General features: G+C 62.8%; 21 protein-coding genes. 9 read left to right on the top strand and 12 right to left on the bottom strand.

Annotated elements, in window-relative coordinates; all coding sequences use genetic code 11:
- The first annotated feature begins 40 nt into the window (after nucleotides 1–40).
- Nucleotides 41–508 (top strand): MarR family winged helix-turn-helix transcriptional regulator, encoded by a 468-nt coding sequence (locus RPG13_RS17590; RefSeq protein ID WP_128243899.1) that lies wholly within the window; start codon nucleotides 41–43, stop codon nucleotides 506–508.
- Nucleotides 509–512: 4 nt separating this feature from the next.
- On the opposite strand, the gene tdh is transcribed toward RPG13_RS17590, so the two are convergent.
- Together tdh and RPG13_RS17580 are read right to left on the bottom strand one after the other, a co-directional pair.
- A complete protein-coding gene (tdh, locus tag RPG13_RS17585) occupies nucleotides 513–1547 on the bottom strand; it encodes an L-threonine 3-dehydrogenase (RefSeq protein ID WP_128335231.1) in 1035 nt (344 codons plus the stop codon).
- Between the two features lie 52 nt (nucleotides 1548–1599).
- On the bottom strand, nucleotides 1600–2787 hold the full coding sequence (locus RPG13_RS17580) for a glycine C-acetyltransferase (RefSeq protein WP_095485679.1): 1188 nt from the start codon (nucleotides 2785–2787) through the stop codon (nucleotides 1600–1602).
- A gap of 277 nt (nucleotides 2788–3064) precedes the next feature.
- On the opposite strand from RPG13_RS17580, the gene RPG13_RS17575 reads away from it, so the two are divergent.
- Nucleotides 3065–5137, top strand: a complete 2073-nt coding sequence (locus RPG13_RS17575; RefSeq protein ID WP_095485678.1) for a putative bifunctional diguanylate cyclase/phosphodiesterase — start codon at nucleotides 3065–3067, stop codon at nucleotides 5135–5137.
- Nucleotides 5138–5202: 65 nt separating this feature from the next.
- On the top strand, nucleotides 5203–5946 hold the full coding sequence (locus tag RPG13_RS17570; RefSeq protein WP_185928215.1) for a polysaccharide deacetylase family protein: 744 nt from the start codon (nucleotides 5203–5205) through the stop codon (nucleotides 5944–5946).
- Nucleotides 5947–5960: 14 nt separating this feature from the next.
- Here RPG13_RS17570 and RPG13_RS17565 read toward each other — a convergent pair whose 3' ends face one another.
- Both RPG13_RS17565 and RPG13_RS17560 read right to left on the bottom strand, forming a co-directional pair.
- The gene (locus RPG13_RS17565) at nucleotides 5961–6203 is read right to left on the bottom strand and encodes a type II toxin-antitoxin system Phd/YefM family antitoxin (RefSeq protein WP_292220742.1); all 243 of its coding nucleotides are present in this window, start codon (nucleotides 6201–6203) and stop codon (nucleotides 5961–5963) included.
- A gap of 25 nt (nucleotides 6204–6228) precedes the next feature.
- On the bottom strand, nucleotides 6229–6627 hold the full coding sequence (locus tag RPG13_RS17560) for a MarR family winged helix-turn-helix transcriptional regulator (RefSeq protein WP_337125634.1): 399 nt from the start codon (nucleotides 6625–6627) through the stop codon (nucleotides 6229–6231).
- A 148-nt stretch (nucleotides 6628–6775) separates the two neighbouring features.
- Between RPG13_RS17560 and RPG13_RS17555 the strand changes: the two genes are divergently transcribed.
- The gene (locus RPG13_RS17555; protein ID WP_127290549.1) at nucleotides 6776–7183 is read left to right on the top strand and encodes a hypothetical protein; all 408 of its coding nucleotides are present in this window, start codon (nucleotides 6776–6778) and stop codon (nucleotides 7181–7183) included.
- Nucleotides 7184–7326: 143 nt separating this feature from the next.
- Here RPG13_RS17555 and RPG13_RS17550 read toward each other — a convergent pair whose 3' ends face one another.
- Nucleotides 7327–9372 carry an NADH:flavin oxidoreductase gene (locus tag RPG13_RS17550; RefSeq protein WP_337125633.1) on the bottom strand — a complete coding sequence of 682 codons (2046 nt, stop codon included), beginning with the start codon at nucleotides 9370–9372 and terminating at the stop codon, nucleotides 7327–7329.
- Between the two features lie 113 nt (nucleotides 9373–9485).
- Here RPG13_RS17550 and queF point away from each other — a divergent pair, with 113 nt between their 5' ends.
- Nucleotides 9486–9947, top strand: a complete 462-nt coding sequence (gene queF / locus RPG13_RS17545) for a preQ(1) synthase (RefSeq protein WP_123151602.1) — start codon at nucleotides 9486–9488, stop codon at nucleotides 9945–9947.
- 29 nt (nucleotides 9948–9976) lie between these two features.
- On the opposite strand, the gene RPG13_RS17540 is transcribed toward queF, so the two are convergent.
- From RPG13_RS17540 to RPG13_RS17520, 5 genes are all read right to left on the bottom strand, one after another.
- A complete protein-coding gene (locus RPG13_RS17540; protein WP_337125632.1) occupies nucleotides 9977–11161 on the bottom strand; it encodes a mandelate racemase/muconate lactonizing enzyme family protein in 1185 nt (394 codons plus the stop codon).
- A 10-nt stretch (nucleotides 11162–11171) separates the two neighbouring features.
- Complete coding sequence (locus tag RPG13_RS17535) at nucleotides 11172–11732, bottom strand: hypothetical protein (protein ID WP_337125631.1); 561 nt, start codon at nucleotides 11730–11732, stop codon at nucleotides 11172–11174.
- Nucleotides 11733–11736: 4 nt separating this feature from the next.
- Complete coding sequence (locus RPG13_RS17530) at nucleotides 11737–12216, bottom strand: DUF3828 domain-containing protein (protein ID WP_095485671.1); 480 nt, start codon at nucleotides 12214–12216, stop codon at nucleotides 11737–11739.
- A gap of 140 nt (nucleotides 12217–12356) precedes the next feature.
- Nucleotides 12357–14006, bottom strand: a complete 1650-nt coding sequence (locus RPG13_RS17525) for an ABC transporter substrate-binding protein (RefSeq protein ID WP_337125630.1) — start codon at nucleotides 14004–14006, stop codon at nucleotides 12357–12359.
- Nucleotides 14007–14047: 41 nt separating this feature from the next.
- Complete coding sequence (locus RPG13_RS17520) at nucleotides 14048–15598, bottom strand: trimethylamine methyltransferase family protein (protein WP_337125629.1); 1551 nt, start codon at nucleotides 15596–15598, stop codon at nucleotides 14048–14050.
- A gap of 92 nt (nucleotides 15599–15690) precedes the next feature.
- On the opposite strand from RPG13_RS17520, the gene RPG13_RS17515 reads away from it, so the two are divergent.
- On the top strand, nucleotides 15691–16599 hold the full coding sequence (locus RPG13_RS17515; protein WP_337125628.1) for a LysR substrate-binding domain-containing protein: 909 nt from the start codon (nucleotides 15691–15693) through the stop codon (nucleotides 16597–16599).
- Nucleotides 16600–16620: 21 nt separating this feature from the next.
- Here RPG13_RS17515 and RPG13_RS17510 read toward each other — a convergent pair whose 3' ends face one another.
- Complete coding sequence (locus tag RPG13_RS17510) at nucleotides 16621–17610, bottom strand: zinc-dependent alcohol dehydrogenase family protein (protein WP_337125627.1); 990 nt, start codon at nucleotides 17608–17610, stop codon at nucleotides 16621–16623.
- 105 nt (nucleotides 17611–17715) lie between these two features.
- Here RPG13_RS17510 and RPG13_RS17505 point away from each other — a divergent pair, with 105 nt between their 5' ends.
- Together RPG13_RS17505 and mutL are read left to right on the top strand one after the other, a co-directional pair.
- Nucleotides 17716–18618 (top strand): LysR family transcriptional regulator, encoded by a 903-nt coding sequence (locus RPG13_RS17505; RefSeq protein WP_337125626.1) that lies wholly within the window; start codon nucleotides 17716–17718, stop codon nucleotides 18616–18618.
- An 86-nt stretch (nucleotides 18619–18704) separates the two neighbouring features.
- Nucleotides 18705–20579, top strand: a complete 1875-nt coding sequence (mutL, locus tag RPG13_RS17500) for a DNA mismatch repair endonuclease MutL (protein WP_337125625.1) — start codon at nucleotides 18705–18707, stop codon at nucleotides 20577–20579.
- A 70-nt stretch (nucleotides 20580–20649) separates the two neighbouring features.
- On the opposite strand, the gene RPG13_RS17495 is transcribed toward mutL, so the two are convergent.
- On the bottom strand, nucleotides 20650–21543 hold the full coding sequence (locus RPG13_RS17495; protein ID WP_337125624.1) for a DMT family transporter: 894 nt from the start codon (nucleotides 21541–21543) through the stop codon (nucleotides 20650–20652).
- A 90-nt stretch (nucleotides 21544–21633) separates the two neighbouring features.
- Between RPG13_RS17495 and RPG13_RS17490 the strand changes: the two genes are divergently transcribed.
- Nucleotides 21634–22560 (top strand): LysR substrate-binding domain-containing protein, encoded by a 927-nt coding sequence (locus tag RPG13_RS17490; protein ID WP_337125623.1) that lies wholly within the window; start codon nucleotides 21634–21636, stop codon nucleotides 22558–22560.
- The last annotated feature ends 120 nt before the right edge of the window (nucleotides 22561–22680 follow it).

Here is a 22680-nt window from a genome sequence, read left to right as displayed (position 1 = left end):
GTAACCATCAACTGACTTAAGAGATGCGGCGACTGCGAAAATGACAACCAAGCGCGAGATCTCTAACGAACCGGAAATCCTCGAACTTGAAAGCTTCCTGCCCTACCGACTCTATCGCCTTGCCGACGCCGTCAGCCGCGAATTCTCCAGGATTTACAAAGATCGCCACGGCTTGACGCGGCCCGAATGGCGCACGCTGGCCGGGCTCGGACAGCACGGGACCATGACCGCGACAGCGCTCGGTGAGCAGTCGGCCATGCACAAGACCAAGGTTTCGCGCGCCGTCGCCGAGCTTGAACGGCGGCGGTGGCTGACTCGCACACCTGATGAAAAAGACCGCCGGATCGAGCATCTGATGCTGACCAAGGCCGGCCATGCCGCCTATCGCGAAATGGTGCCGCTGGCGAAGGCATTCGAACGGGAATTGCTGGCAAAACTAGGCGCTGGCGAGCGCACCGCGATCACCAACGGACTGGTTGCGCTTAAGAAGGCTCTGGGCAAGGATTAGGTGCTCACCAGTCCATCACCACCTTGCCCGAATTGCCGCTGCGCATCGCATCGAACCCGGTCTGGAAGTCGTCGATGCCGATGCGGTGGGTGATCAACCCGCTGACGTCGAGCGGACCCTGCACCAGCGCGATCATCTTGTACCAGGTCTCGAACATCTCGCGGCCGTAGATGCCCTTGAGATGCAGCATCTTGAAGATGACTTTGTTCCAGTCGATCTCGAAGCCGGTCGGCGCGATGCCCAGAATGGCGATCTTGCCGCCATTGTTCATGGTGTCGATCATGTCGCGGAAGGCGGGTGCGGCGCCCGACATTTCAAGGCCGACGTCAAAACCTTCGGTCATGCCGAGTGCCGGCATGATATCGCGCAGCTTTTCCTTCGATGCGTCGACCACATGCTGGACGCCGAGCTTTTTCGCCAGCGCCAGTCGCACCGGGTTGATGTCGGTGATGACCACTTTTCGCGCGCCGACGCACTGCGCCACCAGCGCACCCATGATGCCGATCGGCCCGGCGCCGGTGACCAGCACGTCCTCGCCGACGAGATCGAAGGACAATGCCGTGTGCACGGCATTGCCCAGAGGATCGAAGATCGCGGCGATCTCATCGGGCACGTCGTCGGGGATCGGCACGACATTGTGCTGAGGGATTGCCAGATACTCGCCGAAGGCGCCCGGCCGGTTGACACCGACGCCGAGTGTGTTGCGGCACAGATGCCCCCTGCCCGCCCGGCAGTTGCGGCAATGGCCGCAGACGATGTGGCCTTCACCCGAAACGCGCTGGCCGACCTTGTACTCGGTCACCGCCGCGCCGAAGTCGGCGACCGTGCCGACGAATTCGTGACCGGTCACCATCGGCACCGGCACGGTCTTTTGCGCCCACTGGTCCCAATTGTAGATGTGGACGTCGGTGCCGCAGATCGCGGTCTTCTTGATTTTAATCAGAACGTCGTTCGGGCCGATTTCCGGCACCGGCACTTCTTCCATCCAGATGCCCGGCTCGGCCTTGGCCTTGACCAGCGCCTTCATCATGTTCGACATTCTTTTGTCCCTTGAATCTATTGATCCGGAAGCGCTTTTCGGTTCCGGCCGTTCAGGAAATCACACCGAGTTCGCGCCCGACCGCGCCGAACGCCTCGACCGCACGGTCGATGTCGGCGCTGGAATGGGCGGCCGACATTTGCGTGCGGATGCGCGCCTGGCCCTTCGGCACTACCGGAAACGAGAAGCCGATGACATAGATGCCGCGCTTCAGCATGCGCGCCGCCATTTCTTGCGCCAGTGTCGCATCGCCCAGCATGACGGGGATGATTGGATGGTCGGCGCCGGCCAGCGTGAAGCCGAGCTTACCCATTTCAGACCGGAAGCGTGCCGCATTGGCATAGAGGCGCTGACGCAGCGCATCGCCATTGCCGATCAGTTCGAAAACCCGGATCGAGGCGCCTGCGATCGCCGGCATCAGCGTGTTGGAAAACAGATAGGGCCGCGAGCGCTGGCGCAGCCAGTCGACCACTTGGCTCTTGCCCGATGTGTAGCCGCCAGATGCGCCGCCCAATGCCTTGCCGAGCGTGCCGGTGATGATGTCCACCCTGCCCTCGACGCCGCAATGCTCGGCCGAGCCGCGGCCGTTCTTGCCGACGAAGCCGACCGCATGGCTGTCGTCGACCATCACCATCGCGTCGTATTTCTCGGCGAGATCGCAAACGCCCTTTAGATTGGCGATGATGCCGTCCATGGAAAATACACCGTCGGTGGCGATCAGCCGAAAACGGCAATCCATTGCCTCCTTCAGCCGCGATTCCAGATCGGCCATGTCGTTGTTGGCGTAGCGGAAGCGCTTCGCCTTTGACAGCCGCACGCCGTCGATGATCGAGGCGTGGTTCAGCGCGTCGGAGATGACCGCATCCTCCTCGCCGAGCAGCGTCTCGAACAAGCCGCCATTGGCATCGAAGCAGGAGCCGTAGAGGATCGTGTCCTCCATGCCGAGGAAGCCAGAAATCGTCGCCTCGAGCTGCTTGTGCTCTTCCTGCGTGCCGCAGATGAAACGCACCGACGCCATGCCATAACCATAGCGGTCGAGTGCCTGCTTGGCCGCATCGCGCAATTCGGCACTATCGGCGAGGCCGAGATAGTTGTTGGCGCAGAAATTCAGCACCTTCTCGCCGCCCACCTCGATCTCGGCCGACTGCGTCGAGGTGATCACCCGCTCGGATTTGTAGAGGCCGGCAGATTTCAGCCCTTGAAGCTCGCTATCGATATGGGAGAGGAATGCCGCGCTCATGACCAGGCCCTGTTGAGATTGAATGGACTGTCGCCCCACGCGGGCGAAAAATCCACCGCAAAAGCGACCGTTTCGGTGACGCGACGGCCAGTGGCCAGAATGCCGCCAACGGCGGATGCTCAAATGCGTGTGCGGCGCGAAAGAACGCGATAACCATTTCGCGAGCTTTCCACCGCTACCGCTATCGCCGCTCTGTCGACTTCCAAAGCTGTTAACATTTTCAAGCCAATGGTTCTCGCACCCAAAAATCTGTCGGCGAGAGGGACCGCCCCAGAAAATGTCGCAGCAACCGGCGCAAACCATTTCGGGCAGGCTCGTCCTGTTGATCAAGGCCGGCTATTGGCTGGCGCTGCTGATCATTGCCGCCATGGTGATGGCCTCCTTCATCCTTCTCCAGCAAATGATGGCTGCCCAACGGCACAACGACACGCTGCTCGACATTGTCGGCATGCAAAAGACGCTGTCGCAACGCATTGTCTTCCTTGCCAACGCGGCAGGTGCTGCTTCGCGTGACCAACAACCGGCTCTGGTCACCGCGTTCAAACAGGCAACGGCGGAGTTCGAGAGGAACTACGACCTTCTGCTCGAGCGGGTCGTCGCCGACCCGGCGTCACCGGCAAGGTTCGATCCAAAATCAGTCGAAAGCGTACTTTTCACCAAGCCGTTTCATCTCGATTACTTCTCGGTCGGGCTCATCGCCAACGGCGAACGACTGGTTTCGGCGTTTGAATCACAATTCGGCATGGCCGACAATGGCGGCTACAAAGGCGGCGGCGAACGCGTCAACCTCGACGCTTCCATCGCCAATGCGACCCTGTCGGGCTATGCGGCACTCGGCCAGCGCATCAGCGCCCATGCCGACGCACGATCGGAAACACTTCTCGATCTCCATCGAACGCTGTTCTACACCACCATCGGCGTCATCGTGCTGGTAGCACTTTTCATCTTCAGGCCGATGTCGAACACCATTCTGCGCAAGACGCACGAACTGATCGATGCCCGCAATTCGATGGCCTTCATCGCCGTGCATGACGGCCTTACCGGCCTGCACAACCGCACCTTCCTGACCGACCATTTCGAAGCGCTGATCAAGGGTGCGCAACGTCGGCGAGAACGGCTTGCGGCGGTCCAGCTCGACCTCGACCGATTCAAGCAGATCAACGATACTCTCGGCCACGCTGCCGGCGACTATGTGCTGGTGGTGACGGCGCAGCGGATGCGCGATTCCTGCCGGGCGTCGGATCTCTGCGTGCGTCTCGGCGGCGACGAGTTCGTGATGATCCTCAATGGTGCCGGCGGCACCGAGGATATCAACATGGTCGCCAGGCGCGTGCTGACGCAGATCAACGAGCCGATCGTTTTTCGGGGCACTACCATCCTTCCGGGCGCCAGCGCCGGCGTAGCCGTCTATCCGGTCGACGCCGACAATGCGCAGGATCTGCTCGTCCATGCCGACCTCGCGCTCCACGCCGCCAAGAAGCAAAGCGGCGGCAGTCTCTCATTCTTCTCCGAGGAGTTGCGGCATGAACTCGATTACCGCAAGCAGCTCGAGCGCGACATCAGGATCGCAATCTCGGAGGAGGCGTTCCAGGTCTACTTCCAGCCGCAGGTTTCGTTGTCGAACGGCACGATCGGCGGCATCGAAGCGCTGGTTCGCTGGAAACATGCCGAGCGCGGTATGATCGCACCGGGCGAGTTCATTCCCGTCGCTGAGAAATGCGGCCTCATGTCCGCGGTCGGCCGCATCGTTATCGCCAAGGCAATCAGCGAGGCGGCCGAGTGGGACCGCGCCGGTGTTGCCTTCGGACGGCTCGCCGTCAACGTGTCCGGCTCCGAACTGCGTGAGCCCGATTTCGACGCGTTTCTCTTCGATACGCTTGAAAAGGCCGGCCTGCCGCCACAAAAACTGTCGCTGGAAATCGTCGAATCCGTCATCCTCGACGACGAGAAGACCGGCATCGCGGCAAAGCTTCGGCATATTCGCGCCGCGGGCGTCCATCTCGAGCTCGACGATTTCGGCACCGGCTACGCGTCGCTCAGCCACGTCAACCCGAACGAGATCGACCGACTGAAGATCGATCGCCGCTTCGTCCAGAACATCAATGAGAACGGCGACAATACCAAGATCGTGAGAGCCATCACCGAACTCGCCCGTGGCCTCGGCATCTCGATTGTCGCCGAGGGCGCCGAAACCGAAGCCGAGCTCGACTCGCTGATGGCGATCGGCTGCGACCAGGTGCAGGGCTATTCCATCGCCTTCCCGATGCCGCAGGACAAGGCACGCGAATGGCTGGTCGCGCGGGCACCGAAGAAAGCCAGGCTGACGGTGCTACGGGGAAGCCTGGCGTAAGGCGCCAACCTTGACAAGCCTCCTCAGAAATGGCCGCTTGTCATGATCGGAAACGGATATTCCGGATGCTGGTGCCGCTTCGCCTTGCCGTGCTGATCGTGCTGTTTTTTGCTCTCCCCGCAGGCGCCGCCGATCGCACCATCTATCTCACCTTCGATGATGGCCCGCTGACCGGCACCAATAACATTCTCGATGTGCTCGAGGCCGAGCAGGTTCCGGCGACGCTCTTTATGGTTGGCATGCATGCGCAGGCGAGCGCGCTCAACAAGGCGCTGGTGCAGCGCGCCAAGAGGATGCCGCTGGTGACGATCGGCAACCACAGCTACAGCCACGCATACAATCACTACCGGCACTTCTATGGGGACACCGAAGGGGTCGTCGCCGACATGCTGCGGGCCAACGCGGCGCTGGGGCTGAAACCGTCGGTCCATGCACGGCTGCCGGGGCGCGACGTGTTCAGGCTGCTCTCGATGTCGAAGAACGACACTTCACTCGGACTGGCCGAAGAGGGCCGTGAGGATCCCGACTATGAGTTCGTCGCCGCGTCTGGCTTCTATCTCTACGGCTGGGATCATGAATGGGTTCACGAAAACAGCGGCAAGCCGGTGCAGACCATCGACCATCTGGTCAGCGAGATCGATCATTTGTTCGGCTACGGCCGCTTCGTCAAGCCCGGCAAGCTGATCCTGCTGATGCATGACGAGATGTTCCAGAACGTGTTCGACGGCAAGGCGAACCTGACGGCCCTGATCAAAGCGCTGAAGCTGCGCCGCTACACCTTCGGCGCGATCTCCGGCTATGACGGCTGAGCAGATTCTCCTCGTTATGATCTAGTATTGCAAGCCGGCTTGCCGGAACGAGGCGGAACATCGTCGTCATCACCGGGAAAAGCCGCCAGCAATTGTCCGAAGCTCGGCATACGCGCCAACCGTTCGTATTCTTCGAATGACAGGATCACGGCCTGCCTGCGGCCATGTCGCATGATGATGGCGGGTTCTCCCGCGACCGCCTGATCGACCAATGCTGAAAGCGTAGCACTGGCATCCTTCAACTGAATTTCGCGCATGGCATTGTCCTAGGCCTGTCCGTTCCTAACCTTCAACATTCGCCCGCAACGCCGCCAGTACCGCAGCAAACTCCGCCAGCCTGTCGTCGGACAGCCCCTTCCGCAGCCGCTTGTCGAAGGCGAACGCGGCGATGCGCAACTTCAGGAACAGCGCCTCGCCGGCCTCGGTCAGCTCGACCTGGTGAACCCGGCGGTTTTCCGGATCGCGGCGCCGGTTCAGCAAGCCTTGCGTCTCCATCGCGTTCAGATGATAGGTCAGTGTCGCGCCCTGGATTCCGATCATGCCAGCGAGCTCGCGCTGGTTGGCCAGTTCGCGCGACTTGATCGACAACAGAGTGACCCAGACCGGCAGCGTGCCGCCCGCCTCGACCAGCGCTGCATCGAAGGCCTGAGCGACCACCTTTGCGGTCCGGGCAAGATTCATCCCGACTGGTGGGCGGTCAAATGGCGTCATGATCCGACACTAGAGCAAGGGAAAGGTCGATGGAACTGGCCCACGTCTTATACATTGACATCTAATCATTTGATATCCAATCTTTGGGGCAGCGGCGGGCACAGGAGGAAAAGCGATCATGCAATATGTCTACATCGTCGTCCTCGGCCTTCACGTCATGGCGGGCGTGTTCTGGGCCGGCACCACCATCGCGGTTGGCCGCGACCCAGATATCCGGGCGGAACGATTCTTCCGGCCGCAAATGGGCGCGGCCGGCATGGTGTTCCTCACCGGCATACTGCTGTGGTATTTCTTCCATGAGGGCGTTTTCGGCTCGATGGAGAAAGTTCTGGCACTGGGCATCGTAACAGCCCTGATTGCCGCCGGCGTTCAGGGCGCGCTCGTCGGCTCCGCCAGCAGACAACTGGCCGGCGCCGACGCCGCGACGCAAACCCATTTGCGCGCAAAGATGACACGAGGCGAACGCATCGCCGGCGGGCTGCTGGTCATCACCGTGTTCTGCATGGCCACCGCCAGGATGTTTTGAGCGGCGCTACCGCGATCCAATCCACGAGATCGTACGGTGCCCGGCTCCAGCCGGCGGCGTGCGCGGCGCGCACCGGGCCTAAGCGGAAGGTGGCTCTCCCTGCGAAGGGTTCGGCTGCGCGCCACCAATCAATCCAGCGATCCTCAGATCCGCAGGCCGAACCGGATGCCGTCATAAATGGCGGCGTGGATGTTGCGCGAGGCGACCGCGTCGCCGATGCGGAAAAGCACGAAACCGCCTTGCGGATTGCGTGCCGGAAAAATGTCGCCACCACTGACCAGCCGCTCGTAGTCGACCGCGCCGCCGTTTTTCGACAGCGGTTTCAGTGCGAGATAGAGATCGTCGAGCGGCAGCGTGCCATGCTCGACCACCACCTGATCGACCCGCCGCTCGCCGCGCCAGCCGTCTGCGAAGTCGGAGACAAGCTCGGCGACCAGTTGATTGCCCTCGCGCCGCACCGAGCGCAGCCGCGTGTTGATGGTGATGGTCACGCCCTTTTCCTGGAAGGCGCGCATATACGGCACGTGGTTCATGCCGCCCATTTCCGGGGCGAAGAAGCGCTCGGGCGAAACAAGCTCCAGCTTCGAACCCGCGGTCGCGATCAGCTCTGCCGCGCCCATGCCCTGATGGCCGCCATTGTCGTCGTAGAGCAGCACGTTTTCGGCCGGCTTGATGCTGCCGGCCATGATGTCCCAACTGGAAGTGACGAGGCTATCGCCTGCCACCAGCGGTGGGTTCTGCGGCAGGCCGCCGGTGGCGACCACCACCACGTCGGGGGACAGCGCCAGCACGTCGTCCTTCTCCGCCCAGGTGTCGTAGCGGATCTCAACGCCGAGCCGGTCGAGCTCGGCCAGCCGCCAGTCGATGATGCCGATCAGCTCCTTGCGGCGCGGGTTCTGTGTCGCCAGCCGCACCTGGCCGCCGGCCTGGCTCGACGCTTCCAGCACCGTCACCTCATGCCCGCGCTCGGCCGCGACACGCGCCGCCTCCAGCCCCCCAGCACCGGCGCCGACGACGATCACCTTCCGCTTTGGTCCCTCGGTTCTCGGGATAATGTGCGGGATATCAGCCTCGCGGCCGGTTGCCGCGTTGTGGATGCACAGCGCCTCGCCGCCCTCATAGATGCGGTCGAGGCAGTAAGTGGCGCCGACGCAGGGCCGGATCTCGTGCTCGCGGCCCTCCATCACCTTTCTGACGATATGCGGATCGGCAATGTGGGCACGGGTCATGCCGACCATGTCGAGCTTGCCGGTAGCGATGGCATGCCGGGCGGTGGCAACGTCGGAAATGCGCGCCGCATGGAAGGTCGGGAATTTTGTTGCCGCCCTGACCTCGCCGGCGAAGTCGAGATGCGGCGAGGCGCGCATGCCGGTCACCGGGATGACCCTGGTCAGCGCGGCATCGGTTTCGATCGAGCCGCGGATGATATTGAGGAAATCGACCTTGCCGGAGCCGGCCAGCCGCCTGGCGATCTCGACGCCCTCCTGTTTCGAAAGGCCTTTTTCGAAATCCTCGTCAGCGACCATGCGGATGCCGACGACGAACTTTTCGCCGACCGCCGACCGCACGGCGTCAAGCACCATGCCGGTGAAGCGCAAGCGGTTGTCGAGCGAGCCGCCGAAATCGTCATCGCGCTGATTGGTGGCCGGCGACCAGAAGCCATCCATCAAATGGCCATAGGCCTCGAACTCGATGCCATCGAGGCCGGCGGCCTGGCAGCGCTGGGCGGCCGCGGCATAGTCGGCAATGATGCGCTCCATGTCCCAGTCCTCGATCGTCTTCGGGAAGGCGCGGTGCGCCGGCTCGCGAACCGGCGAAGCTGAAAGCACCGGCAGCCAATCGGCCTTGTTCCAGCCGGTACGGCGGCCGAGATGGGTGATCTGGATCATCACCTTGCAGTCATGCTCGTGGCAGGCATCGGCGAGTTCAGTGAGCCACGGCACGATGCGGTCGTCATAGACGTGCAGATTGCCGAACGCGGCCGGGCTGTCGCGTGAGACGATCGCCGAACCGGCGGTCATGGTCAGCGCCATGCCGCCCTTGGCCTTTTCGGCATGGTAGAGCCGGTAACGCTCTTTCGGCATGCCGTCCTCGGAATAGGCCGGCTCGTGACTGGTCGACATGACCCGGTTCTTCAACGTCAGATGTTTGAGCTGATAAGGCTGGAGAAGCGGATCGTTAGTGGTCATCGTCTTCCTGCTGTTTCAAATTGTGCTAATGAGCGGAAAATTTTGATTTTACGCCTGTCGTTATCCCAAAACCGCTGCGCAGTTTTGGGCGACATGCAGTAAGGAACCCTCCCATGACCGATACGAAAAACCTTACTCAACTCGGCACCAACGTCGAGGCGCCACAGAGCCCTGAAGCGGCAGTCCTGGAAACCGTGCCGTTTTCGCGCGGCGACGGGCCGCCGGCGATCGTTCGCTTCACCTGTCCGGAATTCACCTCGCTCTGTCCGGTCACCGGCCAGCCCGATTTCGCACATATCGTCATCGACTATGCACCCGACACGCTGCTGGTGGAATCGAAGTCGCTCAAGCTGTTCATGACCTCGTTTCGCAACCATGGCGCCTTCCATGAAGAGTGCACCGTCATGATCGGCCGCCGCATCATCGCCGCAACAAAGCCGTTGTGGTTGCGCATTGGCGGCTATTGGTATCCGCGCGGCGGCATTCCGATCGACGTGTTCTGGCAGACCGGCGCGCCGCCGGAAGGCGCGTGGCTGCCCGACACCGGTGTTGCTCCCTATCGCGGGCGCGGGTGAGTCTGAGTGGCTGAGAAAGACGGGCCTCATCAATTCAGCGGCAGCCGCCGGTAGCGGCCGGGATTGTTCGGGTCGCTGAAATGGCCCATGGGCCCGTGCTCGGCGAAGTGCCCCGCCCAGCGCTTCATCGCGGCTGGGTCGAGTTCGACACCCAGTCCATCGCCCTCCGGCACGCGCACCGTGTTGCCGGTCTGCCGGAAAGGACCATCCTTGATGACATCGCCGATCTGCCAGGCAAACAGCGATTGCGATGCTTCGGTGATCCACGGCGTCGCCGCCACGACATGCAGATAGGCTGACGTCATGATGCCGAGATCGTTCGAGTAGCACCAGAACCCCTTGCCCATCGCCTCACAGGCGGCGATGAATTTCAGGGTTTTCGACAATCCGCCGAGTGCTGCGAAGTTGCAGACGAAGTAATCCGGCGCGCCAAGCGCGACCGCTCGTCTGAGATCGGGAATGTGTGTGGAGAACGGAATGCGCGAATGCTGGCGCAGCGCTGCCATCTCTTCGAAGGTCGCGACCGGATCCTCGTAATTGCGGATGTTGAACGGTTCGATCTCGCGCAGCACCCAGCGCGCGGTGGTCAGCGACCACTGCATGTTGGAATCGAGCTTGATCTGTGCCTTCTCGCCGAGCGCCTCGCGCAACATCCGCACCGTCCGGATCTCAAGCGCGGGATCGCCCATGATCAACTTGCCTTCGAAGATCGTCGAGCCATGCTGCTCGCGCATCCTCAGGCAGTAGTCGACGATCGCTTCGGGCGTCATCTCGCCGCCCGCCCCGTCCTGTGCGGGACGAAAGGCGAAATACTCCGAAAACGGAATGTCCTTGCGGACCGCGCCGCCAAGCAGCTTGTAGAGCGGCATGCCGAACACCTTGCCTCTGATGTCCCACAATGCCAGCTCGACGGCTCCGAACGCCACGGATGCGGCATTCTCGCCGGTGTTGGCGGTGATCTGCCAGGGCGGCACGCAGCGCGCCTCACAGTCGGCGATGTCGAGCGGATCGGCGCCGATCAGCGCCGGCGCGATCTCGGCCTTGATCACTTCGCCGAAATGCCACCAAGGCGCCTCGCCCAGTCCGACCACGCCTTCGTCGGTCTCGACCTCGATGATCGACTTCGAGGCGCCGCCATAAAGCCCGGCCGTCCACCAGAACGGCGCGTCTAGCGGAACGTTGACATGGGTGACGCGAACGTTGGTGATCTTCATCGCTTACCTCTCACTCGCACTGGTATTGGCTGAGCGCCCATTCGCCGGTCACCGACAGAAGGTCCGATATCTTCCAGTCGCCGTCGATCTTCTTGAGTTTCCATTCCAGCCGGTGGGGATTGCCCTCGACAACGAAAGCGACGACGACCTTGGCCTCGTCGCCATTGACAGCTTCGATGGTCTTCAGGCTCCTGTCGATCTCGGCTTTGTCGTACGCCGCATTATCCAGCGCCATATTGGGATCGAGGCATTCGCCCTGCCCCGACTTCCGCAGCGTATCGCTATTGTCGAGCACCGATTTCGCCGGATCGGCGAAGTGGCTGCGCTGGGCCGGATCGAGCTCGAGCCCGACATGCTCGTAAAACGGCTTCACCACCGCCGTTGGCGAACCCGGCTGCACCGGCGCGGCCGCGGCGCTGTCAGTCGGCTGAGACGCGGCCGGCGGAGTTGCAGGTGCCGCATTGTCGGCCGGCGCGTTCGCGGGCGGCGCGCCGAACAGGCCCTGAGCAGCGGCGCTGCTCAACCCCGCCGCCAGCAGGCACACAGTCGCCAGAGCCAGGGCGCGGGCCATGGCATCACTCCGGAGTCTGGCCAGCCAGGCATTCGAGCGCACTCAGCGTCCAGCCGTTGGTCTTCGAGGTGATGTCGGCGATCTTCCACTGGCCGTCGATCTTCTTGAGCGACCAGACCATTTCGCGTTTGGATTCATCACCTTCCGGGAAAAGGTTGAACGTCGCCGTCACCTCGGCGCTATCGCCATCCACTGCTTCAGACAGCTTCAACGTCTTGGCGACCGTCTTCTCGTCGAAATCCTGGGCGTCGAGACCGGGGGCGAAGTCGATGCAAGGCACCTCGTCCGGCTTGTTCTTCTTTGCCTGGTCGTTGAGGTCGAACAGCTTGGTCACCGGCTCGGTGAAGCGGTCGCGGTATTGCGCGTCGGCTTCGAATTTGACCTCGGGCATGTAGAAGAACTTCACCGCGTTGGATGCCGGCCCGGCCAGAGCGGCCGCAGGCGCTGCGATCGAGAGGGCGGCGGCAAGCGCAGTCAGTCTCATCCGATAATCTCCAGGCTTTCGTGGTGGGAACCGTTCAATACCACGAATCCTGCATCCCGGCTTTTTTGCGGCCCATGAATTCCCCTTGAGCGTTAACTCAGGCGCCTGGGGCGTTAACTCAGGCGCCCTGGGGCGTTAACTCAGGCGTCCAGCCAGACGTTCTGGAGATCCATCTCGAAAGTCTGGTGGACAGCGTAATTCTTCACCTTCTTGTTCATGTGGCTGTACAGCTTCTGCCAGAACGGCTGAATGATGACGCCCGAATCCTGCAGGATCTGCTCGACGTCCTTCATGACCTCGCGGCGCTTCTCCACGTCGATGAGTGAGAGGGCCTGCTTGAGCTTGGCGTCGAAATCAGGATTCGAATACGCCGATTCATTCCAGGCCTCGCCGGTGCGATAGCCGAGCGCCAACACCTGAACGCCGAGCGGGCGCATGTACCAGATGGTCATGGAATAGGGGTACTTCGTCCAGTCGTTCCAGAAGGTCGACCCCGGCAGCACCGTGCGTTTCACCTTGATCCCGGCTTCGCGCAGCTGGCCGGCAATCGCGTCGCCGGTATTCTTTTGCCAATCGTCCTCGACGGTGATCAGTTCATGCTCGAAGTCGGCCTGTCCGGCCTCGGCCATCAGCTTCTTGGCGCCCGCCGCGTCGCGCGTCTTTTTGGGCAGCGGGTAGTATTCCGGATGGATCGGGCTGACGTGGTGGTTTTCACCTGGGGTGCCCCGCCCGGCGTAGCCAAGTTGAAGCACGGCATTGTTGTCGACGGCCATTTGCAGGGCATTGCGCACTCGCTGGTCATCGTAGGGCTTGTGCGTGATGTTGGTCCGGGCAACGAGGGTCGTCGCTGTCGCGACCTCCGATTTCTCCAGCCCCATCTTGTCGAGGATGTCGATGAAGTCGGCGGGTGTCTCGAAATTGACGTCGATCTCGCCGGAGTCGAATGCATTCACCGAGGCGTTGAAGTCGGTGCCGTAGTCGATGAATTCGACACTGTCGAGCGGCGCTTCGCCGCCCCACCATTTGCCATTCTCACGACGCTTGACGATTGCGTTCTGGCCGACCGAATAAGACACGAGTTCGAAAGGCCCGGTGCCGATCGGCTTGGCGATTGGATCGGCGCCGTCGGCATCGAATTTGCGATGGACCACGAGCGCCGGATAGTCGGTGAAGTTCGGGATCAGCGAGATATCAGGTTCGTTCAGCTTCAGCTTGACCGTGTTGTCATCGACCTTGGTGATTGCCCCTTCCCTGGCCTTGCCGGTTTTTGCATCGATCAGCGCACCGACGCGCGCGGCCATTGAATTACCGGCGGCTTCCTTCTCGCACCAGCGCGTCAGATTGTAGGCAACGTCATCGGCGTTGAAAGCATCGCCGTTGTTCCAGGTGATGCCCTTGCGCACATGCAGCACATATTCGGTGGCGTCGTCGTTGACGTCCCAGCTCTCGAGCAAGACCGGCTCGAAAGTGAATTCGCGCGTGTAGCGGACAAGCGGCTCCAGCCAGCAGCGCGAAATGTTCGCAAGCTCCACCCAGTCGTAAGTGCGCGGGTCCTTCTGTGCCTTCACCGACATCGAAACGCGCAGCGTCCCGCCCTTCTTCGGCTCTTCGGCCAAGGCCCGCTCAGGCACGGCAAGGCCGATCATGCCATAGGCAAGGGCCGTCGATGCCCCAAAGGCGCTTGCCAGCGCCAGAAATTCGCGCCGGTCCATCCGGCCTGCGCGAACATCCTCACCCATCGCCTCGATCGCATTCGGCACGCGATCACCGTTGCTTCTGAAGAGTGCCATTTTTTCTCCCTGTGGTTCCCGTTGGGTCTTCGCCCGTTGCATCAACTAATGCTGTCCGGCAGCCGCTCCTCGCGCTGCGCGATGAAATCTCTCAAGCCATCGGCGATGCCCTCATCGAGCTTCGGCTCCTCATAATCGGCGAGCATGTTGCGCGCTTTCTCGCGCCCCCGGGTATCGTGGTCCTTTGCCCCTTCGGCCTTCCACTGTTCGAACGAATTGAAGTCCATGATGCTCGGTATGAAGAAGGCAGACTCGAAATGGTCGAGCGTGTGCTGGGTGCCGAGGAAATGGCCCTGCGGCCCGACCTCGCGGATCGCCGCCATCGCCTCCTTGAAATCGTCGAACGGGAGACCGCCAGCATACTTGTACCAGCCGACAAGCTGTTCGCAGTCCGTGGCAAATTTCGAATAGCCGCAGGTCAGGCCGGCCTCGAGCCAGCCGGCGGAGTGCCAGATGTAGTTGGCGCCGGCAAGGATGGCGGCATGCATCAGCATGTTCGCCTCGTAGCCCGCCTGGGCGTCGTTCAGCTTCGACCCGACATGGAATCCGGACGTGCGCCAGGGCAGCCGGTACTTCCGCGCCAGTGCCCCCATCAGATACATCATCTGGGCGGCCTCCGGCGTGCCGCCCATGGGGGCACCAGTCTTCATGTCGACAGTGACCATGAACTGTCCGTAGATCTGCGGCGAACCCGGACGCAGGAGCTGGGTGAAGGCGATGCCTGCCAGCGCTTCCGCATTGACCTGCGCGACCGCTCCCACGGCCGATGCCGAAGTAGAGGCGCCGCAAAGGGCAAAGGGCGCGAGGATCAGCGGCTGGTTGTGGCGCGCATAGACCTTCATCGCGTCCAGCATGGTCGCGTCCCAGACCAACGGCGAGTTGCAGTTGGTGATCGACACCAGCACCGGATTGTCTCGGACATAGTCCTCGCCGAACACGATGCCCGCCATCGCCATCGTGTCTTCGGCGCGATCCTTGGAGGTCACGATGCCCATGAACGGCTTGTCTGAGTGCTTCAGCGCCGAATGGATGATGTGAAGGTGACGCTTCGGCACCGCGATTTCCATCGGCTCGCAGATGATCGAGCTCGACGAGTGAAGCGCCGGGGCCATGTAGGCGAGCTTGTGGAAATTGTTGAGGTCGGCGAGCGTGCCATAACGCCTGACGTTGTCGAGGTCGCGCACGTAAGGCGCCCCGTACATCGGCACGAAGATGGAGTTGTTTCCGCCGACGCGCACCGAACGCTGTGGATTCCTCGCGTTGAGCGTAAACTCCGACTGGACCTTCGATACGAGCTCCATCAGGAGGGCACGGTCGATCCGGACTCTTGTGTCCGAGACATCGGCTCCCGCCGCCTTCCACATTGCAATGGCCTCGTCGTCGCGGAACTCGCATCCCACCTCTTCGAGGATGGAGAGCGACTCCTGGTGGATCAGCTCCACCGCCTCATCCGGGACCATCTGATATACCGGGATCTTACGGACCAGGGTCGGAAACGACGCCATGGGAGTTCCCCGCAGCGCCTTGCGCCCCAGGCGGCCACCCGCTCGACGATTGGCGTGTTCGGTCACTTCAGCGGCCGGTGCGTTCATGGCAACTCCATCCTCCCAGAGCCAGTCAACTTAGCGAGACAAAATACAGCTGTGACGCTGGAAAATCCTGATCTCTTGTATAAGTTCAGCTTATGCGAAGCCTGCGCCACCTGCTGCCGTCCGCCGGCAGCCTGATCGTTTTCGAAGCCGCCGGGCGGCTGTCGAGTTTTACCGCCGCCGGGCGAGAGCTCGGCATGACGCAGGCCGCCGTCTCCTATGCGGTGCGCGGGCTGGAGGAAAAGCTCGGCGCCAAACTCTTCCAGCGGCGCCACCGGCAGGTCAGCCTGACCGAGGCCGGCGAGCGTTTCCACGCCGACGTCTCGCTCGGCCTCTCGCATATCCGCAAGTCGGCCGAGGACCTGCGCCAGCAGGCGACCGGCGGCCATGTTACGCTTGCCGCTTCGACCGCCTTCGGCTCGTTCTGGATGATGCCGCGCCTGCAGCAGTTCCGCGACGAACTGCCGGGCATTGATCTGCGCATCCAGACCGCCGACCGCGATCTCGACATCATCGCCGAGGGCATTCCGCTCGCTGTGCGCGGTGGCGAGCCACGGGAGTGGCCGGACTATCATTGCCTTCCGCTGGCCGACGAGGAAATCTTTCCCGTTGCCGGCGCCAGCTATGTGGCGAAGTTCGGCCTGCCGCAAACCGTCGAGGAATTGGCGTCACACCGCCTCATCCATCTCGAGGAGCCGTTTCGCGAGGCGGCGAGCTGGGAGGAGTGGTTTCACTCCGCTGGGGCCAGCCTGAAGGAGGCCGACGCCGGGCGAGGCTTGCGCATCAACGACTATGCGCTGGTGATCCAGGCGGTCATGGAGGGGCAAGGCATCGCGCTCGGCTGGCGGCATCTGGCCGAGCGACTGCTGGCATCGGGCCTGCTGGTGAGCGCCACCAGCCATGTGATGAGAACCGGCACGCGCTTCCACATCATCTGGCCGAAGAACCGCGAACTCAGCGACAATGCCCGCAAGGTTCGGGACTGGCTGGCCGCGCAGGCGTGAGGCCATCCCAATAGTGCCCGGTCAAACCGTCACGACAATCTTGCCGAATTGCTCGTTCGATTCGAGAAAGCGATGCGCCTCGACGATCTGGTCGAACGGAAAGGTCCTGGAGATTACCGGCTTTAGCGCTCCCGACATCAATCCGTCGAGGATGAACGCCTTGGCAGCCTCCAACTTCGCTGGATCGCCAGTGAGTTCGTGGACGAGATAGCCGCGCAGCGTCAGCGTCTTGGCCAGCACGGCGAACAGCGGGAACGGCGTCGGCTCGCGGCTCAAGCCGCCATATTCGATGAGAATGCCGCCGCGTGCCATCGCCGCCGTCAGCGGCTCGAATATCGGGCCGCCGACCGCGTCGAGCACCACTTGGATGTTGTCCGGGCCGGCGATTTCCTTCAGCCGGGCCTCCAGGTCTTCGTCCGCTGAAGCGATGACGTGGGCTGCGCCGAACTCGAGCAAGGCCTGCTTCTTGGCAGATGTCCGCGTGACCGCGATCGGGGCCGCACCAACGATGTTGGCAATCTGGATCGCTGCAAGTCCGACGCTGCTCGATGCTGCGGTGATGACGACAAAGTCCTCCCTGCCGAGCTTGGCAATGTCGATCAGTGCGCCATAGGCGGTGAGATATTGCATCCAGACGGCTGCCGCCTCTTCCCAGCTGAGCGACGGCGGATGCTTGACCACGAGCTCGGCGGGATATGTGGCAATCTCGCCATAGGCGGGCCAGCAGGCCATCGACAATGGCGGCACGACGCTGACGGCGTCACCTGGCGCAAAACCGTCTACGCCTTCGCCGACCGCTTCGACGACACCCGCTGCCTCAAGGCCAAGACCGGAAGGCAATGGCGGCGTCTGGATATAAGTGCCCGAACGCAGCAGCGCCTCGGCCCGGTTGAGGCCCAATGCCTTGACCCGGATCTGGATCTCGCCCCGACCGGGCGCGGGAATGTCGAGATTCTCGATGCGCAGAACCTCGGGACCACCATGCTCATGAAAACGAACAACACGTGCCATCCGGTCATAACTCCAAAAATATTTGAACCGAATAGGCTATGCCAGCGGCCGCCTGGCAGATAAATTGCTGCCTAGGCAGAACAGTAGAAACTGAGAGTTTTGAATATGGATCGCCTTACGAGCATGGCCGTGTTCGTCAAAACCGTCGATCTGGGCTCGTTCGCGGCGACTGCTGCCGCTCTCGATCTGTCTGGACCGATGGTCGGCAAGCATGTTCGGTTTCTCGAGGAGCGTCTGGGCGTGCGCCTCATCAACCGGACCACTCGCCGCCAGAGCCTGACAGACTTCGGGCGCGCCTATTATGAGCGTTGCCGAATGGTAATCGCTGAAGCCGAGGCCGCGGATGCGCTCGCGGCCGATCAACTTTCCGAACCACGCGGAAAGCTGCGCGTCATCATGCCGGTGCATTTCGGCCGGCGCTGCGTTGCTCCGATCCTGCTGGAACTGGCGCAGCAATATCCCTCGCTCGAACTCGACCTGTCGTTCAGCGACCCCCTCGCCGATCTTGCAGAGGATGGCTGCGATCTTGCCATCCGGACCGGCAATCTGGAAGACCAGGCCGGCGTGATGGCGCGTCGCATCGCGCGACAGCGCATGGTCGTCTGCGCGTCGCCATCCTATCTCGAGATGCACGGGTGGCCACAGCAGATAGGGGATCTCGGCAGCCACCAGGCCATCATCTACCGCCGTTCGGGCCGTGTCGTTCAACCATGGCTGTTTCCGCGCAATGGCCAGCCTGCGCTGGAGGTCATGCCGGTCAGCCGCTTGCGGCTCGACGACCTCGATGCGATCGCCGATGTCGCGGCCGCCGGCATGGGGCTTGCCTGGCTGCCATACTGGCTGGTTCGTGAGCGCATTCAGGCCGGCGCACTTGTCCCGCTGCTGCCGGAACAGCCGGGATTTCTCTACGACGCCTATGCGCTATGGCTGCAGACGCCTCACTTGCCGTTGAAGGTCCGTCTTGCCGTCGATGCGCTGGCGGCAGCACTGCCCAGGCTCATGACATGAAGAGCGCGGTCCGTTCGCGGTCAGCCGCCTGGATTCCTTAATTCTACCCCTCCCGCATCGGCCACGAATCCGCCTATAGTGCCCTTATGCCCATTCGCCAGCTCTCCGAAACGATGATCAATCAGATCGCCGCCGGCGAAGTCATCGAGCGTCCGGCAAGCGTGGTCAAAGAACTGGTCGAAAACGCGCTAGACGCGGGCGCTGCCAGAGTCGAGATCGTCACCGCCGGCGGCGGGCTCAACCTGATCCGCGTCTCCGACGACGGCTCGGGCATCCCGGAAAAGGAATTGGCGCTGGCGATCGCGCGCCATTGCACCTCGAAGCTCGCCGACAACATTCACGATATCCGCTCGCTCGGCTTTCGCGGCGAGGCGCTGCCGTCGATCGGCTCGGTGGCGCGGCTGTCGATCCGCTCGCGCACGGCCAACGGCGACAGCGCCGCGGAGATCGGCATCGAGGGTGGCCGCGTGTCCGCCGTCAAGCCGGCGGCCGCCAATCGCGGCACCACGGTCGAGGTGCGCGACCTGTTCTTCGCCACGCCGGCGCGGCTCAAATTCATGAAGGGCGAGCGCGCCGAAAGCTCGGCGACCAGCGACGTGATCAAGCGCATCGCCATCGCCTTCCCTGCCGTGCGCTTCACGCTGGCCGGTTCCGACCGTTCGACGCTGGAACTGCCGGCGACCGACGACAGCCCGGAAGGCCGGCTGCGCCGCGTTGCGCAAGTGATGGGCGCCGACTTTCCGGAGAATGCCATCGCCATCGACGCCGTGCGCGATGGCGTGCATCTGGCCGGTCACGTCTCGATCCCGTCCTTCAGTCGCGCCAACGCGCTGCAGCAATATGCCTATGTCAATGGCCGGCCGGTGCGCGATAAATTGATTGCCGGCGCCATCCGTGGCGCCTTCGCCGACGTGCTGCCGCGCGATCGCCATGCGGTGACTGTGCTGTTCCTGACGCTCGATCCGGCCATCGTCGACGTCAATGTCCATCCGGCCAAGGCCGATGTCCGGTTCCGCGATCCGGGACTGGTGCGTGGGCTGATCGTCGGCGCCATCCGCGAAGCATTGGCTAATGCCGGCATCCGTGCCGCCACTTCAGGGGCAGCCGGCATGATGGCGGCATTCCGGCCGGGCGCGGCGTCCTACGCCCATCCAGGACCGGCCAACGGCCACCGCAGCTATGAGGCGGCCTACCGTGCCTCCGGCTCTGCCGGTTTCGACCCGGCCCGCTCGCCGCAACGGCCGCTGGACATGGGGTTTGAAAACACCGAATTCAGAAATGGCGGCTTCGGCGAAAACGATCAAGCCGCGTTCGACGCCGGCCCGCTTCACAGCGCCGACGCGCGTGCCGGACAGACTGAGACGGCGGAGACGCTGCTTGGCACGGTGCTGGGTGCCGCACGCGCCCAGGTGCACGAGAACTACATCGTCGCGCAGACCAGGGATTCGCTTGTCATCGTTGACCAGCATGCAGCGCATGAGCGGCTGGTCTACGAGGCGCTGAAGAACGCGCTGCATTCGCGCGCCGTGCCGTCGCAGATGCTGTTGCTGCCGGAGATCGTCGACCTGCCGGAAGAGGATGCCGAGCGGCTCGCCATGCATTCCGAAACGCTGGCCCGCTTCGGCCTCGCCGTCGAGCGCTTCGGCCCGGGTGCGGTCGCCGTGCGCGAGACGCCGTCGATGCTCGGCGAAACCAACGTCCAGCAGCTGGTGCGCGACCTTGCCGACGAGATCGCCGACAACGACACGGTCGATACGCTGAAGGAACGGCTGGACAGGATCGCCGCGACCATGGCCTGCCACGGCTCGGTGCGTTCCGGCCGCCTGCTCAAGCCCGAAGAGATGAACGCGCTGCTGCGCCAGATGGAGGCGACGCCGGGCTCCGGCACCTGCAACCACGGCCGCCCGACCTATATCGAGCTCAAGCTTGCTGATATCGAGCGGCTGTTCGGGAGGCGCTAGCTCAGCGGATGCGACAAGAGCCGCTCTTCAGCGGCTCTTTTGAATCAGGTGAATCTTCCAAACTTTTGAATCAGCGCTTCAAATTCACCACGATGACGCCGCCGAGCGCCAGTGCACCGCCGAGAATGCCAAACAGCGTCGGCACCTCGCCCAGCCAGAAGAAGCCGATCAGCGTGGCCACCGGCGAGACCAGGTAGAGGAAGTTCGAAGCACGCGCCGCCGGCAGCCGGGAAAGTGCGGTTGCCCAGGCGGCGTAGGCGATGAGGCTTGGCACGATGCCGAGAAAGATGACGGCGCTAAGGCCGGCTGTATCCGCGACCGCTGCTTGCGAGAGTGCGTTCGGCAGGAATGGCGCAAGGCAGAGCGCGCCGAGCACCATGTTGGAAGCGGCAATGGTCAGCGGGTGATGGCGGGCAAACAGCGGCTTCTGGACGATGGTGTTGACGGCCGAGCACAGAGCTGAACCCAGCACCAGCAGCGCACCGGTGTTGAAATGCAGGCCCTGCCCCTCGCCCATGGCAATGATGCCGATGCCGGCGAAGGAGATGGCTGTGCCTGCCCAGGCCATGGTTGAGAAGCGTTCGCCGAGCAGCGCCATCGCCATGATGGCGGTGAAGATCGGGCTGACATTGATGATGAAACCGGCCGCGCCGGCCGAAACCGTCAGCTCACCGAAATTGAGCATTGCCGTGTAGAGCGCGACGAAGACGGCGCCGCCGAAGACAAAGCGCCATAACTCGTCGAGCTTTGGCAGCGCCGGCCGCTTGACGGCGAGGAAGATCGCCGCCGGTACCGCCGCGATGGCAAAGCGCAGTGCGCCGAGTTCCAGCGGCCCGAAGGCGGCGAGGCCCGCGCGGATCGCCGGGAAGGCGGACGCCCAACCGACCACCGTCAACGCCACCGCAATGGCTGCAGTGGTGTCCATCCGCTGTGTCGAATTCAACGTTCCGGTACAGGCGCTCATTTCAATTCTCTCGCGTTTCATATGCACAAACACACAAAACGCCTTTCCTGACCGGTTGACAAACCACCAAATCGAGAGTCAGCTGTGACTATGGATCACAGCTCAGACGCGATGCTGCCGCTTGAAACCCTGCGCGCCTTCGACGCCGCGGCGCGGACGGGCAGCTTTTCGGCCGCTGCCGAAAAACTCAACCTCACCCATGGCGCCGTCAGCCGGCAGATCGCCAAGCTCGAGGACTGGCTCGGGCTGAAAGTGTTCGATCGCGGCGCGCGCGGCGTTTCGCTGACGATCGAAGGCAACCGGCTGCATCTGCGAACCACCGAGGCCTTCGCGCTGATATCCAGCAATTCGGACCGCTGGATCGAGCCGCGCGGCACCGCCGTGGTGCGGCTGACCTCGATCCCCTCGGTCAGCGGGCTGTGGCTGATGCCGCGCATGGCGGCGCTGGAAAACAATCCGTCCAAGCTGCGCATCGTGCTCGACGTCGATATCCGCCAGGCGGATCTTGCCGACGAGGGCATCGATCTGTCGATCCGCTGCGGCCGCGGCCGTATCCCCGGCCGCGTCTCGGTGCAGCTTTTCGAGGAACACGTTTTCCCCGTCGCCTCGCCGGACCTCGCCAAGGAGATCCGTCGTGGCGACCCTGCCCGGCTGCTCAAATTCCCGCTGATCAACGATTCGGACGCCTCGGCCTGGCGCGCCTGGTTTGCCGCGCAGGACATCGACTATCGCCCGCGCCCACAGGACCGGCGCTTCGAGGATTACAATCTGGTGCTCGATGCTGCCACCCACGGCCTCGGCATCGCGCTGGCACGGCCACCGATGACCGAGCATCAACTGAAGTCAGGCCGCATCGTCGCCGTCGACGACCGCATGGTCCTCAGTCCGATATCCTACTGGCTCGACCGGCCTATGGGGCGACCGCGCGCCGCCGCTGCCGAGCTTGCCCGGCGCATCGCGCTCCAGGCCGGGCTGGCGGCGGAAAAGATCGAGGATTTCATCCTAGCTGAGCAGTAGGATGCCAGGCATCCACTTTGCCGGCTTGCTCGGCTGATTGTCGTCCGAAACGGAGCCGACTAAACCCAATCTTTGTCTCGCTCCAAGCTTGACCTTGCCGGCAATTTGTGGCGATGACAT

This window comes from Mesorhizobium sp. ISC15 (assembly GCF_037162615.1).
Taxonomy (GTDB): domain Bacteria; phylum Pseudomonadota; class Alphaproteobacteria; order Rhizobiales; family Rhizobiaceae; genus Mesorhizobium; species Mesorhizobium mediterraneum.
The sequence above is the reverse complement of the archived record's forward strand: the minus strand, read 5'-3'. Positions and strand labels throughout refer to the sequence as shown.